Annotated in this window: 13 protein-coding genes; 4 read left to right on the top strand and 9 right to left on the bottom strand. The window is 73.3% G+C overall.

Features of this window, described 5'->3' with window-relative positions; genetic code table 11:
- Positions 1-2: 2 nt before the first annotated feature.
- Together AC07AL_RS05675 and hisD are read right to left on the bottom strand one after the other, a co-directional pair.
- Positions 3-1,103, bottom strand: coding sequence for a histidinol-phosphate transaminase (locus tag AC07AL_RS05675; RefSeq protein ID WP_478316938.1), 1,101 nt, complete (start codon positions 1,101-1,103; stop codon positions 3-5).
- A 41-nt stretch (positions 1,104-1,144) separates the two neighbouring features.
- Complete coding sequence (hisD, locus tag AC07AL_RS05670; protein WP_363628744.1) at positions 1,145-2,452, bottom strand: histidinol dehydrogenase; 1,308 nt, start codon at positions 2,450-2,452, stop codon at positions 1,145-1,147.
- Between the two features lie 91 nt (positions 2,453-2,543).
- On the opposite strand from hisD, the gene AC07AL_RS05665 reads away from it, so the two are divergent.
- From AC07AL_RS05665 to ybaK, 3 genes are all read left to right on the top strand, one after another.
- Positions 2,544-4,121, top strand: a complete 1,578-nt coding sequence (locus AC07AL_RS05665) for an oxidoreductase (protein WP_478316937.1) — start codon at positions 2,544-2,546, stop codon at positions 4,119-4,121.
- Positions 4,122-4,193: 72 nt separating this feature from the next.
- On the top strand, positions 4,194-4,922 hold the full coding sequence (locus AC07AL_RS05660) for an LON peptidase substrate-binding domain-containing protein (protein WP_363618916.1): 729 nt from the start codon (positions 4,194-4,196) through the stop codon (positions 4,920-4,922).
- A gap of 77 nt (positions 4,923-4,999) precedes the next feature.
- Complete coding sequence (gene ybaK / locus AC07AL_RS05655) at positions 5,000-5,494, top strand: Cys-tRNA(Pro) deacylase (protein ID WP_063347187.1); 495 nt, start codon at positions 5,000-5,002, stop codon at positions 5,492-5,494.
- Positions 5,495-5,580: 86 nt separating this feature from the next.
- On the opposite strand, the gene AC07AL_RS05650 is transcribed toward ybaK, so the two are convergent.
- The 6 genes from AC07AL_RS05650 to AC07AL_RS05625 form a co-directional block, all read right to left on the bottom strand.
- The gene (locus AC07AL_RS05650) at positions 5,581-6,420 is read right to left on the bottom strand and encodes a hypothetical protein (protein ID WP_400811970.1); all 840 of its coding nucleotides are present in this window, start codon (positions 6,418-6,420) and stop codon (positions 5,581-5,583) included.
- 154 nt (positions 6,421-6,574) lie between these two features.
- Entirely contained in the window at positions 6,575-7,390 is an 816-nt protein-coding gene (locus AC07AL_RS05645; RefSeq protein WP_363582839.1) for an ABC transporter permease, read from the bottom strand.
- Positions 7,387-8,385: an ABC transporter ATP-binding protein gene (locus AC07AL_RS05640; RefSeq protein ID WP_400811967.1), complete on the bottom strand. Its 999-nt coding sequence runs from the start codon at positions 8,383-8,385 to the stop codon at positions 7,387-7,389. Before AC07AL_RS05640 ends, AC07AL_RS05645 begins: the two co-directional genes overlap by 4 nt.
- 112 nt (positions 8,386-8,497) lie before the next feature.
- Positions 8,498-9,970, bottom strand: a complete 1,473-nt coding sequence (locus tag AC07AL_RS05635; RefSeq protein ID WP_478316935.1) for an NYN domain-containing protein — start codon at positions 9,968-9,970, stop codon at positions 8,498-8,500.
- 297 nt (positions 9,971-10,267) lie between these two features.
- Positions 10,268-11,314 carry an aspartate-semialdehyde dehydrogenase gene (locus AC07AL_RS05630; protein ID WP_363582845.1) on the bottom strand — a complete coding sequence of 349 codons (1,047 nt, stop codon included), beginning with the start codon at positions 11,312-11,314 and terminating at the stop codon, positions 10,268-10,270.
- A gap of 101 nt (positions 11,315-11,415) precedes the next feature.
- Positions 11,416-12,306, bottom strand: a complete 891-nt coding sequence (locus tag AC07AL_RS05625) for a dihydrodipicolinate synthase family protein (RefSeq protein WP_478316932.1) — start codon at positions 12,304-12,306, stop codon at positions 11,416-11,418.
- Between the two features lie 72 nt (positions 12,307-12,378).
- Between AC07AL_RS05625 and AC07AL_RS05620 the strand changes: the two genes are divergently transcribed.
- Positions 12,379-13,266: a LysR family transcriptional regulator gene (locus AC07AL_RS05620; RefSeq protein WP_350885762.1), complete on the top strand. Its 888-nt coding sequence runs from the start codon at positions 12,379-12,381 to the stop codon at positions 13,264-13,266.
- 38 nt (positions 13,267-13,304) lie between these two features.
- On the opposite strand, the gene dnaE is transcribed toward AC07AL_RS05620, so the two are convergent.
- The gene (gene dnaE, locus AC07AL_RS05615; protein WP_363582849.1) at positions 13,305-16,838 is read right to left on the bottom strand and encodes a DNA polymerase III subunit alpha; all 3,534 of its coding nucleotides are present in this window, start codon (positions 16,836-16,838) and stop codon (positions 13,305-13,307) included.
- Between the last annotated feature and the right edge of the window lie 49 nt (positions 16,839-16,887).

The raw sequence follows: 16,887 nt of genomic DNA, 5'->3' as shown, positions 1-16,887 counted from the left end.
GGTTACAGCTCCTTGATCACTGTTCGAACGGCGTCCAGGAAGGCGTCGTTCTCTGCGGGCGTGCCGGCGGTGACGCGCAGCCACCCGGGGACGCCGTTGTCACGGACCAGGACGCCCTGGTCGAGGATGGCCTGCCAGACGGCGTGGGTGTCGGCGAAGCGGCCGAACTGGACGAAGTTGGCGTCCGAGTCGGTGACCTCCAGGCCGAGCCCGCGCAGCGCGTCGACCAGCCGGTCGCGCTCCTCCTTGAGCCGGCCGACGTACCCGAGCAGGGTGTCGGTGTGCTCCAGGCAGGCCAGCGCGGTGGCCTGGGTGACGGACGACAGGTGGTACGGCAGGCGGACCAGCTGCACCGCGTCCACCACGGCCGGGTCGGCGGCCAGGTAGCCCAGGCGCAGCCCGGCCGCGCCGAAGGCCTTGGACATGGTGCGGGAGACCACCAGGTTGGGGCGGCCCTCGATGAGCGGCAGCAGCGAGACCCGGTGCGAGAACTCGACGTAGGCCTCGTCGACGACGACCAGGCTGGGCCCGGCGGCCTGCGCGGCCTCGTACAGCCGCAGCACGGTGTCGGCGGCGACGGCGGTGCCGGTCGGGTTGTTCGGCGAGCAGATGAAGACCACGTTCGGCCGGTGCTCGGCGATCGCGCCGAGGGCGGCGTCCAGGTCGATGGTGAAGTCGTCGTTGCGCGGGCCGGAGATCCACTCGGTGCCGGTGCCCCGGGAGATCAGCGCGTGCATCGAGTAGGAGGGCTCGAAGCCGAGCGCGCTGCGGCCGGGGCCGCCGAAGGTCTGCAGCAGCTGCTGGAGCACCTCGTTGGAGCCGTTGGCGGCCCAGACCTGCTGCCGGGTGACGGCGAAGCCGGTGGTCCGGCCGAGGTACGCGGCGAGGCCTTCGCGCAGTTCGACGGCGTCCCGGTCGGGGTAGCGGTTGAGGTTGCGGGCGGCCCCGGCGACGCGCTCGGCGATCCGGGCGACCAGCTCCTCGGGGAGCGGGTACGGGTTCTCGTTGGTGTTCAGCTGGACGGGCACGTCCAGCTGCGGCGCGCCGTACGGGGACTGGCCGCGCAGCTCGTCGCGGATGGGGAGGTCGTCGATCCGAGTCACCCGCGTCGCACCCACCTCAGAAGTAACAGGAGTCACAGGAGTCACGATCCCGGCACCGTCCAGTCGAAGCGCGCCTTGATCGCGTCGCCGTGCCCGGGCAGGTCCTCCGCGTTGGCGAGGTTGACCACGTGCGCGGCGACGTCCGCGAGCGCGTCCCGGTCGTACTCGACGACCTGGACGCCGCGCAGGAAGGTCTGCACGGACAGGCCGGACGAGTGGCAGGCGCAGCCGCCGGTGGGCAGCACGTGGTTGGAGCCGGCCGCGTAGTCGCCCAGCGAGACCGGCGTCCAGCGGCCGATGAAGACGGCGCCCGCGTTGACGACCTTGGCGGCCGCCGCGTGCGGGTCCCGGGTCTGGATCTCCAGGTGCTCGGCCGCGTAGGCGTTGACCACGGCGAGGCCCTGCTCCAGGTCGTCGACCAGGATGATCCCGGACTGCCGGCCGCCCAGTGCCTCGGCGACCCGCTCGCTGTGCTTGGTCCTGGCGACCTGGACGGCGAGTTCCGCCTCGACCGCGTCGGCCAGCGCCGGCGAGTCGGTGACGAGCACCGAGCCGGAGGTCGGTCCGTGCTCGGCCTGGCTGATCAGGTCGGCGGCCACGTCGGACGGCAGCGCGCTGTCGTCGGCGAGGACGGCGATCTCGGTCGGGCCTGCCTCCGAGTCGATGCCGATCCGGCCGGCGAACAGGCGCTTGGCGGCGGCCACGTAGATGTTGCCGGGGCCGGTGACCATGTTGACCGGCGCGCACTCCTCGGTGCCCAGCGCGAACATCGCCACGGCCTGGGCGCCGCCGACGGAGTACACCTCGTCCACGCCGAGCAGCGCGCAGGCCGCCAGGATGGTCGGGTGGACGCGGCCGTCGAACTCCTTCTGCGGCGGGGACGTCACCGCGATGCCCTGGACGCCCGCCTCCTGGGCCGGCACCACGTTCATCACCACGGAGGACGGGTAGACCGCCAGCCCGCCCGGCACGTAGAGGCCGACGCGCTCCACGGGCACCCAGCGCTGGGTGACGGTGCCGCCCGGCACCACCCGGGTGGTGTGCTCGGTGCGGCGCTGGTCGGCGTGCACGGCGCGGGCCCGGCGGATCGACTCCTCCAGCGCGGCCCGCACCTTCGGGTCCAGCGTCTCCAGGGCCTCGGCCAGTTGCTCGGCCGGGACGCGGGTCGACTCCAGCCGGACGCCGTCGAAGCGCTCGGTGATCTCGATCACGGCCGCGACCCCGCGATGGCGTACGTCCTCGGCGATCGGCCGCACCTTCTCCAGGGCGGCCGCCACGTCGAACTCGGCACGGGGCAGCAGGTCACGCGGGTCGTCCAGCGAGCCGCGGAGGTCGATTCGAGAGATCACGCCACCCAGTGTAAGGAGTGGCCGGAACCCCTGGCCCCGCATTTCAGTCCGTGATACGAAAGGCGAGACGACCGGGGGGACGGGGAAAACCATGCTGGAGCACGCCCCGGAGGGCTGGACCGACACGGAGCGTGAGCTCTGGGAGGCCTTCCGTCGCGGCAACGTCTTCGACCGGCGGAGTGGCGACGCCGCCACCGACGACCCCTTCGGGGACGCCGTCTGGGGCCCCGGGCGCACCGTCCGGGCCAGGGTGCTCGCCCATCTGCTGCTGGCCGGCCCGGCCGCCGCCACCGGGCGGGTCGCCTCGCTGCGGCTCAACGGCGTGCTGGTCACCGGCGCGCTCAACCTGGCCGGCGGCGCCATCGGCCACTACGTCGAACTCCGCGAGTGCCGTTTCGAGCGCAAGATCCTCATCTCGGAGGCCTCGGCCTCGACGCTGCGCTTCGTCACCTGCCTGATCCCCCGCCTGGAGGCCTCCCGGCTCACCACCACCGGCGACCTCCACCTGGCCCGCTGCCGGATACCCGAGGGCGTACGGCTCACCGACGCCAAGGTCGGCACCGACCTGCTGCTCAACCAGACCGTCCTGGGCGGCGACCGCTACGGCCGCGCGCTGTCCGCCGACGGCCTGGCCGTCCACCAGGACTTCGAGGCCGAACGCGTGGACGTGGAGGGCGAGTTGAGCCTGCGCACGGCCCGGATAGGCGGGCGGCTGTCGCTGCGCGGCGCCCAGCTGCGCGCCGTCCCGCAGAACCGCACCTGCCTCAACGCCGTCCGGCTCACCGTCGGCCACACCCTCTACCTGACCAGCTCCGCCGACGGCGGCTGGTTCGGCTCCCGCAGCTACTACGGCTCCGGCTACGGCCAGAACCCGCCGCCCGGCGCCCCCAGCACCCCGTTCCGCGCCTACGGCCGGGTCCGGCTCTCCGACGCCCGCTTCGAGAGCGCCTGCCTGATCTCCGGCGAGTTCCACCTGGAGGGTGACGACGAGCTCTCGCTGCGCCGCATCCACACCCCCGAGCTGCGGTTCACCTGCCGGATCCGCCCCACCGGCACCGTCTCGCTCTCCCGCGCCCGGGTCGGCAACCTCGTCGACACCCCGGACGCCTGGCCGCGCGGGCGCCACCTGGGCCTGACCGGCTTCGTCTACGAGGTGCTGCGCCCGGTCGGCCCCTTCAGCGTCCAGCAGCGGATCGCCTGGCTGGAGGGCTCCTCGGTGGACTTCCAGCCCGAGTCCTACGAGCAGCTCGCCGCCGCCCTGCGCCGCGACGGCGCCGACGACGACGCCCGCGAGGTGCTGTACGCCAAGCAGCGCCGCCGCCACCGGACCCTCCCGCTGCCCGCCCGGATCTGGGGCCGGGTCCAGGACGCCACCGTCGGCTACGGCTACCGCCCCGGCCGGGCCGGCCTGTGGCTGCTGCTCGCCTGGGCGCTGGGCAGCATCTGGTTCGCCACCCACCCGCTGGAGCCGCTGAAGGCCGACGAGCACCCGCACTGGAACCCGGTGCTGTACACGCTCAGCCAGCTGGTCCCGGTCGTCGAGCTCGGCCAGCAGGGCTGGAACCCCGGGGGCCTCAGCCAGTACGTCACCGCCGGGCTGGTGATCGTCGGCTGGCTGCTCGCCACCACCGTCGTGGCCGGCGCCACCCGCATGCTGCAACGGGGCTGACCGACCCGGCGGGCCCGCCCGCGGGCACAACCCCGACGCGCCGCGACCGCGCGGGGAACTACGCTGTCCGCCGTGACAGAACGGCTGCCGCTCTTCCCGCTGAACAACGTGCTCTACCCGGGCCTCGTGCTGCCCCTGAACGTCTTCGAGGAGCGCTACCGCCGTCTCGTCGCCGACCTGCTCCAACTACCGGCCGACACGCCGCGCCGCTTCGGCGTGCTCGCCATCAAGGACGGCCGCGAGGTCGCCCCGGTCCGCCCCGAGGAGGGCCCGGCCGGGCCGCTCGACGGCCTCGGCACCGCCACCGGGGACCCGCTGGAGGCGATGTTCCACATCGGCTGCGTCGCCGACGTCGCCTCCGTCCAGGAGCAGCCGGACGGCCGCTACGAGCTGCTGGTCACCGGCACCACCCGGTTCCGGCTCCGCTCGGCGGACGTCTCCGGCCCGTACCTGACCGGCGAGGCCGAACTCGTCGAGGAACAGCCCGGCGAAGGCTCCGGCGCCCTCGCCGCCGAGGTCGAGCGGGCCTTCCGGGTCTACCAGAAGCGCCTCGCCGGGGCCCGCGAGGCCAGCACCGTCGGGCGCCAGGAGCTCCCGGACGACCCGCAGGTGCTCTCCTACCTGGTCGCCGCCGCCTCGGTGTTCGAGACCCCGGTCAAGCAGCAGCTGCTGGCCTGCCCCGACACCGCCCAGCGGCTGCGCACCGAACTCGACCTGCTGCGCCGCGAGAGCTCCGTGCTCAGCTGGCTGCCGTCGCTGCCCGCCGTCGACCTCACCCGCCAGTCGTTCAGCCCCAACTGATCCGGAAAACCCGCACGTAATCCGGGACACCCGCACGTAAGTCCGGGGGAACCCGCACGGCGAAGAAGGAGCCCCACATGGCGAAGAAGCCGAAGAAGGGCGGGCAGGGCACCCCCGCCACCGTCGCCCTGGAGACCGCCGCCGTCCCGTTCACCGTGCACGCCTACGAGCACGACCCGGCCGCCGCCTCCTACGGCGGCGAGGCCGCCGAGGTCCTGGGCGTCGCCGCCGAGCGGGTCTTCAAGACCCTGGTCGCCGACGTGGACGGCGTGCTCACCGTCGGCGTGGTCCCGGTCGCCGGGCAGCTCGACCTCAAGGCCCTCGCCGCCGCCGTCGGCGGCAAGCGCGCCGCCATGGCCGACCCGGCCGCCGCCGAGCGCAGCAGTGGCTACGTCCTCGGCGGCATCTCCCCGCTCGGCCAGCGCCGCCCGCTGCGGACCGTGGTCGACGCCAGCGCGCTCACCCACCCCACCGTCTACGTCTCCGGCGGGCGCCGCGGCCTGGAGGTCGAACTCGCCCCGGCCGACCTGGTCACCCTGACCGGTGCCCGCACCGCACCGATCGCCCGCTGACCCCGGCTGACCCCCGCTGCCCCCCTGCCCCCCCCCGCTGACCCCGGCCGACGGGCCCACCCGCAGATGGGCCCGGGCCCACGCGGTCAGCCCTGCCCGCGCTCCCCCGGCCGCGCGGCGTCCTCCGGCCGAGCACCGTCGTTCGGCCGCGCAGCGCCGTCCGGCCGAGCACCGTCGTCCGCCCGCACGGCGTCCTGCGGCCGCGCCGCGCCGTCCGCAGGGGCCTGCGGCGCGGCCACCCCGTACGGCCCGGCCCAGTACGGCGGCGGGTCCTCCTCGCGCTTGCCGAACGCCGCCGACAGCGCCAGCAGCACCACCATCGCCGCCATCGGCCACACCAGCAGCGCCCCCAGCGCGCCGAGGTCGATGCTCGCGTCGAAGTGCCCGCCGTTGCCGACCCGCCGGGCTTCGGCGATCAGGTCGTTGCTGGGGCCGAGCCACCGCCCGAGCCGCCAGGCGCCGACCGAGCCGAGAAGTCCGCCGACCACCAGTCCGAGCGCGACCGCGATGCCGCCGCCGCGCTGCCGGGTGGCCAGGAAGGCCCCGAGCGCGGTCAGGAGGCCGGCGCCGAGCGCGATCAGGGCGAAGACCGCGTCGGCCCCCGCCCGCTGTTCGCCCTCGGGGTCGGCGTAGAGGATGCGGTCGCCGTCGACGACCAGCGGCACCTTGGGCGCGAGCCAGACCCACAGCCCCGCCATCACCAGTCCGACCACGATGCAGGCCAGTACCGTGCCCGCGCCGAGCCGCAGCTCGGGCAGCAGCCGCTCCTTGAGCGTGGGGCCCGGCGACTGCGCGACCGCGAGGCCGTCCGGCGGCGGGGTCCCGGCGTCGGGGGCGGGCGGCGGCGCGTACGGATCGGGGGTGATGTCCGGCACCGCGTCCGCGGCGGCGCGGGTGGGGTCCGGAGGCGTGTTCGGTACGGTCACGGACCCCATCGTTTCACGATCGCGGCCGGGACGAGCCGTCGCCCGTACCTGGCGGAACCTGAACCCCGCACCTCGCGGAGCCGGCCCCCGCACCGCGCGGAGTCCGAGCCCCGCACCTCCCGGAGCCGGCCCCCGGGACACGCCGGGACACCCCCTACCGGGAGACGGCCCGCCGGTAGGCCCAGGTGGCGATCGCCAGCGACACCACGCCGACGCCCGCGCAGACGGCGAGGTCGCCCGCGATCAGCGCCCAGTCCGGGTCGGGTTCGAAGGTCCGGGCGAAGGCCTCGACGCCGTACGTGGAGGGCAGCAGGTCACGCAACCACAGGACGGGCTGCGGGAGGTGGTCGACGGGCAGCACGCCGAGCAGCAGGGCCGCCGACATGCCGAGTTGCCCGAGCATGGTGGCGATCTCCTGGCGGGGCGCGAGCAGCCCGCAGGCGGCCCCGAGCCCGGACAGGGCGGCTCCGGCGAGCGGGACGACGGCCAGCAGCACCCACAGCTGCCCGAGCGGCAGCCCGAACATCACGGCGCCGAAGGCCGCGGTGAGGACCGTCCCGGGCAGCGTGAACGAGGCGTAGGCGCCGGCCGCGCCGAGCACCACGGAGGCGGCGGGTACGGGCAGCGTCGCGTAGTGGTCGAGTCCGCCGGTGGCCCGCAGCTTCCCGAAGTACTGGGCGAGCAGGTTGAGGGCGACGAACGCCACCACCAGCACGCTGGACCCGGCGACCACGGACCGCGCGGCCGAGGTCTGCCCGGCGTCCACCACGCCCCGCATCATCACGAGGATGCCGACGGACTGGAAGGTGGCGACGAACAGCAGCGGGATCCGCGCCACCCGGGCCCGGGCGAGCTGGGCCCGGTAGACGGCGGCGAGGGCGGGCAGCAGCCGGGCCGCGGGGGCGAGCGGGGCGGGGGTGCCGCCGGTCGCGGGGGCGGCGGCCTGCGGCGGCACCGAGAGCAGCGTCACTTGGCCAGTCCTCCGTGGCGGCCCCCGAGCTTGAGGTAGGCGTCCTCAAGGCTCGGGGTGGCGAGGGTGAAGTCGTCGAGGGCGGCGAAGGCCGGGCCGGTGGTGACGGCGGCGACCAGTTCGCGGGCCTGTTCGGGGGTGGTGCGGACGGTCCAGCGGCGGCCGGTGCGTTCGGCCCGTTCGGCGAGTTCGGCGACGGCGGGGACGGCGAGCGGCGCCTCGTCCCGCCAGACCAGGTCGAGCCGGACGTCGCCGTCGACGAGGGCCTTGAGTCCGCCGGGGGTGTCGCAGGCGATGACCTGCCCGTCGTCGATGACGGCGACCCGGTCGAGCACGGTCTCGGCCTCGATGACGTTGTGGGTGACCAGCAGGACGGTGGCGCCGCGTTCGGTGCGGCGCCGGTCGACGGCGGTCCAGACGGCCCGCCGGGCGACGGGGTCCATGCCGGTGGTGGGTTCGTCGAGGACGAGCAGCGGCCGTTCCCCGACGAGGGCCGCGGCGACGCAGGCGAGCCGGCGCTGACCGCCGGAGAGCTTGGCGAGCGGCCGCTGGGCGAGGGGTTCGAGCCCGAGTTCGGTGAGGACGTCGGCGCTTTCGGCGCGGGCCTGGGCCCGGGTGAGGCCGCGCAGCCGTCCGGTGGTCTCGGCGGCGAGCGCGACGGTCAGCTCGTCGAGGGCGCTGGATTCCTGGCCGAGGTAGCCGAGCAGCCGGGCGGCCCGTTCGGGGTGGCGGACGATGTCGTGGCCGAGGAGTTCGACGGATCCGGAGTCCGGCCGCAGCAGGCCGGTGAGCTGGCGGACGAGGGTGGACTTGCCGGCCCCGTTGGGTCCGAGCAGTCCGAAGATCTCGCCCTGGCGGACGGTGAGGCTGATTCCGTCGTTGGCCCGGATCTCGGTGGCGCCGGCTCCGCGCCCGGTGCGATAGGTCCTCACGAGGTCGCGCACGGCGACGCACGGCGGGGTGTTCTGGGGTGCTCGCCCTGCCGACTCGTTCACGACCGAAGACTTTACGCGTTCGCACGGGCGAACCGGACAAGGGGGCCTGATCACCGAAAACCGGCGCGCGGCCCGGCGGGTCCCGCCGGGTCCAACCCGGGCCGTGCGCCCGTCAGTCGTCCACGACCACCATCGATCCGCCGGGCACCCGCACCGCCAGTTCCTTCCAGAATCCGGCCCGGATGGCGTAGCGGTCGTGTTCGTCGATCTGGTCGTCCTTGTGCGCGAGCAGTCCGAAGCGGGCGGCGTAGCGGAGGAGTTCGCCGTCGACCCGGTGCGGGATGCGGGGGTAGTCGGGCCAGAGCACGGTGAGCCGTTCGACGTCGCCCAACCGTTCGCTCCAGCGGCGGGCGAAGACCTGGCCGACTTCGTGGGCGTCGCCGCCGATGGAGGTGATGTCCTCCTCGCGGTCGGCCCAGCGCTGTTCGGCGGTGGTGAGGTGGGCGAGGGTGGGGAGGCTGTCGCCGGCGGTGACGGCGGGTTCGGGGGCGGGGCGGTCGACCCAGCCGCGGTCGGAGGACCAGCGCAGGACGGGGCCGGCCTGTCCGGCGGCGCCCGTCGAGCCGACGGCCTGTCCGTTGGTGCCGTGCCCGTTCGCCTGCCCGTTCAGGAGCCCGTTGGCGCCCTGTCCGTTGGCGCCGTGCCCGTTGACGAGCCCGGTGCCGCCGTGGCCGTTCGCGAGTCCGGTGCCGCCGTGCCCGTTGACGGCCGAGGCGACGGCGGGGGTGCGCCCGGCGAGGTCCTTGGGGGTGGGGACGACCTTGAGCGCGGCGGCCGACTGGGGCCGCCCCGCCGCTGGAACCGCCCCTGGAACCGCCCCTGGTACGGCGCCCGGGACGGCGCCCGGGACGGCCCCGACGGCGGAGGCCCCGACGGCAGCGGGCACGGCGGCCGGGGCGACGGCGGCCGGCTGGACGGCCGGGGGCGCCACGACCGGCGCCGCGGCGGGTGCCACCACGGGCGGGCCGACGGGCGGGGCGGCGAGGATCTTGGCGATCTCCTGGCGGGCGCCGGGCGCGGGGAAGACGCTGGCGTTCTCCCGGAGGCTGAAGGAGCCCTCGATCCACTCGCGGTCGAGCACTCTTCGCTCGTCGGCCTCGCCGACCAGGTCCTCGGACTGGTTGAAGTCGCCGTCGGCGGCCTGGAGCGCCCACAGGTGGACGGCCACGCCGTGTTCCTTGGCGGTCATCATGCCGGGCAGCAGGTCGCCGTCGCCGGTGATCAGGACGACGTCGGCGCAGGCCCGGTTACGGGCGAGTTCGGAGAGTTCGGCGTGCATGGCGGCGTCGACGCCCTTCTGCACCCAGCGCCCTTCGGCGCGGGTGAGGGCGCCGAGCCGCACGGTGACGCGGGGCAGGACGCGCAGCCGGCGGTGTTCGGGCATCGGGCGCCGGTCGGGGGCGGCGTCGAACCAGTAGATACGCAGCAGCGGCAGTCCGGTCTCGGCCTCGGCGCGTTCGCGCAGCGCGGTGATCAGCGCGGTGTGGTCGACGGTGACTCTGGAACGGGACGGGTCACCGGCGAGCAGGCTGGCGGCGGCGCCCAGCAGGTATCCGGCATCCACCAGGACGACACAGCGGTCCATCGCGCACCTCTTTCCACTCGCCCTCGTGTGGGGGTCGGGCCGGGTGGGCGCGGATCCGCCCGTCGTCCGGGCGTGGTGGGGTGAGGGGCCCCCGTGGCCGCCCGATCGTTGGGTCACCTTTTCCCCCTGGTTCGCGCGCCGAACCTCGACGGATGTCGCGGTACCGCAACGGCAAGCCCAACGGAACGCAAAGGCGGGCCCCGTTCAACGACGGGGCCCGCCCTTGGTCACGCCGGGGGGGTGCGAGCGGGCGCTCGCCGCGGGGTGCGAGCGCCCGCGGCCCGGCGGGGCCGGGTGTCAGCCCTTGAGCTCGGCGGCGACCAGCTCGGCCAGCTGGACGGCGTTGAGCGCGGCGCCCTTGCGCAGGTTGTCGTTGGACACGAACAGCGACAGGCCGTGCTCGACGGTCTCGTCGGCCCGGATGCGGCCGACGTAGCTCGGGTCCCGGCCGGCGGCCTGGAGCGGGGTGGGGATGTCGGACAGCTCGACGCCGGGGGCGGCGGCGAGCAGTTCGGCGGCGCGCTCGGGGCTGATCGGGCGCTCGAAGCGGGCGTTGATCTGGAGCGAGTGGCCGGAGAAGACCGGGACGCGCACGCAGGTGCCGGCGACCTTGAGGTCCGGGATGCCGAGGATCTTGCGGCTCTCGTGGCGGAGCTTCTGCTCCTCGTCGGTCTCGTTGGAGCCGTCCTCGACGATGGAGCCGGCCAGCGGCACCACGTTGAAGGCGATCGGGCGCTGGTAGACCTTGGGCTCGGGGAACTCGACGGCGGAGCCGTCGTGGGCGAGCGCGGCGGCGCCGTCGACGACCTTGGCGGCCTGGTCCTGGAGTTCGGCCACGCCGGCCACGCCGCTGCCGGAGACGGCCTGGTAGGTGGAGACGACGAGCGCGGCGAGGCCGGCCTCCTCGTGCAGCGGGCGCAGCACGGGCATGGCGGCCATGGTGGTGCAGTTCGGGTTGGCGATGATGCCCTTGGGCCGGTCGGCGATGGCGCCGGGGTTGACCTCGGAGACGACCAGCGGGACGTCGGGGTCGCGGCGCCAGGCGGAGGAGTTGTCGATGACGACGGCGCCGGCCGCGGCGGCCTTGGGGGCGAGGGCCTTGGAGGTGGAGCCGCCGGCCGAGAAGATCACGATGTCCAGGCCCGTGTAGTCGGCCGTGGCCGCGTCCTCGACGGTGACCTCGGTGCCCTGCCACGGCAGGGTGCGTCCGGCCGAGCGGGCCGAGGCGAACAGCCGCAGCTGCTCGACCGGGCCCAGTCCGCCTTCACGACCAGCGCGCTCCGCCAGGATCTCGCGGACCACTCCGCCGACCTGGCCGGTGGCCCCGACAATGCCGATCTTCATTCCGACTACTCCTCTGGATGGTGCTGTCTACAGCCGCACTCTGCCCATCATGCCTTGTCACGCGGGTGCGGCGGCCTGGTGTTCCACGCTATGAGAGAGGGCTAGTGGTCCAGACCACTCACCAGCTTCAGCGCGGCCTCGACCTCCGCATCCCCGGCCGGCAGCAGCGGCAGCCGGACGTCCGGGGTGGGGATCCGGCCCTGGGCGTGCAGCACGCCCTTGATCACCGTCGGGTTCGGCGCGGCGAAGGCGGCCAGCGCCAGCCCGGTGAGCCGGTGCCCGAGCGCCCGGGCCCGGGCGGCGTCCCCGGCCTGCCAGGCCTGCGTCAGCTCGACGAACCGGGCGGTGGCCAGATGGGCGGAGGCGAGGATGCCGCCGGCCGCGCCGAGCGCCAGCAACGGCGACAGGAAGGCGTCCTCCCCGGTCAGCACCGCGAAGTCGGCGGGGGCGGCGGCGAGCAGTTCCACCGCCGTCTGGTCCACTCCCCCGGTCGCGTACTTGACGCCCGCCACGCCGTCCAGCGCGGCGAGTTCGAGCAGCACGGCGGCGGACAGCTGCTGCCCGGTGCGGTACGGGATGTGGTAGACGACCAGCGGCAGCGGGCTGCTCCCGGCGAGCGCCCGGAAGTGCGCGACCGTCCCGGCCTCGCCCGGCCGCAGGAACGCCGGGACGGTGACCAGCGCGGCCGCGGCCTGCGGCACCCGCTTGCCGAGCGCGGCCAGCGACTCGGCGGTGGAGCGGGTGTCGCCGCCGTGCGCGCCGACGGTCAGGAGGGCCCCGCGGGCGGCGCAGGCGGCCGCGGCGGTCTCGACCACGGCCCAGCGCTCGTCCTCGCTCAGCGCGGCGGGCTCGCCGGTGGTCCCGAGGGCGACCAGCCCGGCCGCGCCGGCCTCCAGCAGTTCGGCGGCGAGCACGGCGAGGGCGTCCAGCGCGACCGTACCGTCCGCGGCGAAGGGCGTGATCAGGGGGACGTGGATGCCGGTGAGTTCCATGGCCACGATCCTGCGGCTCGCCGATCGCCCAGGTCCAGTTCACATTCGTGATGCTTCTCGTAAGCTGAGCCGATGCTCGACGTCCGACGCCTGCGCCTGCTGCGCGAACTCGCCCACCTCGGCACCATCGCCGCCGTCGCCGAGGCGCTCTCCTTCAGCCCTTCGGCGGTGTCCCAGCAGCTGTCCGTCCTGGAGAAGGAGGCGGGCGTCCCGCTGCTGGAGCGCACCGGGCGGCGGGTCGCGCTCACTCCGGCCGGGCGCAACCTCGTCCGGCACGCCGAGGCGGTGCTCGCCCTGCTGGAGCAGGCGGGCGCCGAACTCGCCCACGCCCGGCGGGGGTTGGCCGGCCCGTTGCGGATCGGCACCTATCCGTCGGCGGCCCGCGCGATCATCCCGGCGGTGCTGGGCGAGCTGGCCGCCTGGCATCCGGGCCTGGAGCCGATGGTGACCGAGGTGGATCCGGCGGGCGTCGCGGCGGCGCTGCGCGCGGGCGAGCTGGACGTCGCCCTGGTCCACGAGTACGACCTGGTCCCGGCCGATCCGGAGCCGGGCCTGGCGGTGACCCGTCCGGTGTTCACCGAGCCGATGTACCTGGCGGCCCGCGCCCCGGGCACCGTCGCCGAGCAGCGCGGAGCGCCGTGGATCATGGCCCCGCCGGGCACGCTCTGCCACAGCATGGCCGTCCGGGCCTGCGAGTCCGCCGGGTTCGCGCCCCGGATCCGGCACCAGATCGACGACTTCGCGACCGTCCTGGCCCTGGTGGCGGCCGGCCAGGGCGTGGCCCTGGTCCCGCAGCTGGGCGCCGCGCAGCCCCCGCCCGGCGTGGTCCTCACCCGGCTGCCGATGTACCGCCGCACCCGGGCCGCCTTCCGCGCGGGCGCCGGCTCGCACCCGGCCATCTCGGCCTTCGTCTCCGCCCTGCACACGGCCGTCCCCCCGGGCCTGGGCGGGCACGGCTGATCCCCCGGGGGCGCACCCCCGGGGGATCGGTCACCGGCTCAGCCCGCCAGGCAGCTCGGCCCGAGCAGCTGCTTGAGGTCCCCGAACAGCGCCGGGTCCGACTTCACCCGGTGCCGGTCCAGCCGCAGCACGGTCGTCTTGTTCCGGCCCTCCAGCCGCACCCGGACCTCCGTAGTGCCCCGGTGGCTGCCCAGCACCTCGCCGAGCCGGGCGATCAGCGGCGGGGTGATCTTCACGCTCGGGATGTTGATGACGATCGGCGCCTCGGCGTGCGCGTTCGACAGGTCCGGGACGGACAGCTCCATCCCCATCAGTCGCGGCACGTCCTCCCGCTTGTCCAGCTTGCCGCGCACGAACACCACGGCGTCCTCGACGAGTTGGGCCGAGACCAGCTGGTAGCTGGCGGGGAAGAACATACAGTCGATCGAGCCCGCGAGGTCCTCGACGGTCGCGATCGCCCAGGCGTTGCCCTGCTTGGTCATCTTGCGCTGGAGGCCCGAGATGATGCCGCCGATGGTGACGATGGTGCCGTCGGGCCGTTCGGCGAGGTCGGCCACCGCGCAGTCCGCCTTGTCGGCGAGCACGTGCTCGATGCCGTGCAGCGGGTGCGAGGAGACGTACAGGCCGAGCATCTCGCGCTCCTGGGTGAGCAGGAAGGACTTCTCCCACTCCTCCTCGGAGAAGACGACGTCGAGGCCGAAGCTGGGCTCGTCGGAGACGGCGTCCCCGCCGAACAGGTCGAACTGGCCCTCGGCCTCCTTGCGCTTGACCCCGACGACGTTGTCGATCATCGGCTCGAACTGCGCGCTGAGGCCCTTGCGGGTGTGCCCGAGCGAGTCGAAGGAGCCCGCCTTGATCAGCGATTCGACGGTCCGCTTGTTGCAGACCACCGACTCCACCTTGTCGAGGAAGTCCGGGAAGGAGCTGAACTTCCCCTTCGACTTGCGGGTGCGGATCATCGAGTCGACGACGGGGCCGCCGACGTTGCGGATCGCGGTGAGGCCGAACCGGACGAGCGTGTCACCGTGCGGGGTGAAGTCCGAGTCCGACTCGTTGACGTCCGGCGGCAGCACCTGGATGCCCATCTTGCGGCACTCGTTGAGGTAGATCGCCGACTTGTCCTTGTCGTCCTTGACGGACGTCAGCAGGCCGGACATGTACTCGGCCGGGTAGTTCGCCTTGAGGTAGGCCGTCCAGTACGAGACCAGCCCGTACCCGGCGGTGTGCGCCTTGTTGAACGCGTAGCCGGAGAAGGGGACCAGGACGTCCCACACCGCCTGGATCGCCGCGTCCGAGTAGCCGTGGTCCCGGCAGCCCTTCTGGAAGGGCACGAACTCGGCCTCCAGGATCTCCTTCTTCTTCTTGCCCATGGCCCGGCGCAGCAGGTCGGCCTGGCCGAGCGAGTAGCCGGCGAGGATCTGGGCGGCCTTCTGCACCTGCTCCTGGTAGACGATCAGGCCGTACGTCGGCTTGAGGATCTCCTCCAGGGGCTTCTCCAGCTCCGGGTGGATCGGGGTGATCTCCTGCTGGCCGTTCTTGCGCAGCGCGTAGTTGGTGTGCGAGTTGACGCCCATCGGGCCCGGTCGGTACAGCGCGAGGACGGCGGAGATGTCCTCGAAGTTGTCGGGCTTCATCAGCCGCAGCAGCGAGCGCATGGGGCCGCCGTCGAGCTGGAAGACGCCGAGCGTGTCGCCGCGCGCCAGCAGTTCGTAGGTCGGCTTGTCGTCCAGGGGCAGATCAAGCAGGTTGATCTTGATGCCCTTGTTCTTCTCGATCGCCTTGACGGCGTCGTCCATGATCGTCAGGTTGCGCAGGCCGAGGAAGTCCATCTTGAGAAGGCCGAGGCCCTCGCAGGTGGGGTAGTCGAACTGCGTGATGGTGACGCCGTCGGTGTGCCGGGTCCAGACCGGGATGTGGTCGGTCAGCGGCTCGGCGGACATGATGACGCCGGCCGCGTGCACGCCGGGCTGGCGGATCAGGCCCTCGATGCCGCGCGCGGTGTCGATGACCTTCTTCACGTCCGGGTCGGTCTCGTACAGCCCCCGGATCTCGCCGGCCTCGCTGTAGCGCGGGTGGCTGCTGTCCGTGATGCCGGACAGCGGGATGCCCTTGCCCATCACGTCCGGCGGCATCGCCTTGGTGATCCGGTCGCCCATCGCGTACGGGTAGCCGAGGACGCGCGAGGAGTCCTTGATGGCGGCCTTCGCCTTGATGGTGCCGTACGTGACGATCATGGCGACCTTGTCGGATCCCCACTTCTCGGTCACGTACCGGATCACGTCACCGCGCCGGCGCTCGTCGAAGTCGATGTCGACATCGGGCATGGAGATGCGCTCGGGGTTGAGGAAGCGCTCGAAGATCAGGCCGTGCGGGATGGGGTCGAGGTCGGTGATGCCCATCGCGTACGCGACCAGCGAGCCGGCCGCCGAACCACGGCCGGGGCCCACCGCGATGCCCTGCTCCTTGGCCCACATGATGAAGTCGGCGACCACGAGGAAGTACGCCGGGAACCCCATCTGGATGATGGTGTCCATCTCGTACTCGGCGAGCTTCTTGTGCTCCTCGTCGTACCCGCCCGGGAAGCGCCAGTCCATGCCCTTCCACACCTGGGACTTGAAGAAGTCCGCCTCGGACTCGAAGCCCTCCGGGATCGGGAAGCGCGGCATGAGGTTGCGGAACTTGAACATGCCCTCGGTGTCGACCCGGGAGGCGACGAGGAGCTGGCTGTTGCGGCAGCCCTCCTGCCAGGCGTCCGAGGAGTCCAGGGCGTACATCTCGGCGGCCGACTTGATGTAGTAGCCGGTGCCGTCGAAGCGGAAGCGGTCCGGGTCGGAGAGGTTCTTGCCGGTCTGCACGCAGAGCAGCAGGTCGTGCGCCCCGGCGTCGGCCTCGGTGGTGTAGTGCGAGTCGTTGGTGACGACCGGGGGGATGTTCAGCTTCTTGCTGATCTCCAGCAGCCCGTCGCGGACCCGCTTCTCGATGTCGAGGCCGTGGTCCATCAGCTCCAGGAAGTAGTTCTCCTTGCCGAAGATGTCCTGGTAGTCGGCGGCCGACTTCACCGCCTCGTCGAACTGGCCCAGGCGCAGCCGGGTCTGCACCTCGCCGGACGGGCAGCCGGTGGTGGCCATCAGGCCGCCGGACAGGTCGGAGATCAGCTCCTTGTCCATCCGGGGCCACTTCACCAGCCAGCCCTCGGCGTAGGAGCGCGAGGTCAGCTTGAAGAGGTTGTGCAGGCCCTCCTTGTTACGGGCCCAGATGGTCTTGTGGGTGTAGGCGCCGGAGGCGGAGACGTCGTCCCGCTTCTGGTGCGGCTGGCCCCACAGGATGCGCTTGGTGTTGGAGCGGGACTCCGGCGCGACGTACGCCTCGATGCCGATCACCGGGGTGATCCCGGCGGCGGTCGCCTGCTTGTGGAACTCGGCGGCGCCGTACATGTTCCCGTGGTCGGTCATCGCGACGTGGGTCTGGCCCAGCCGCTCGACCTCCTTGAACATCTGCTTCAGCCGGGCGGCACCGTCCAGCATCGAGTACTCGGTGTGGACGTGCAGATGCGCGAACGGCTGATCGCTCAAGGCGGGGCCTCCGGAGGCGAGTGCGGGTCTGGTGGGCCGGCGAACGCGC

The sequence above is a fragment of the Kitasatospora sp. NPDC043949 genome (genome assembly GCF_056435365.1).
This window is presented reverse-complemented; position numbering and strand designations above follow the sequence as displayed.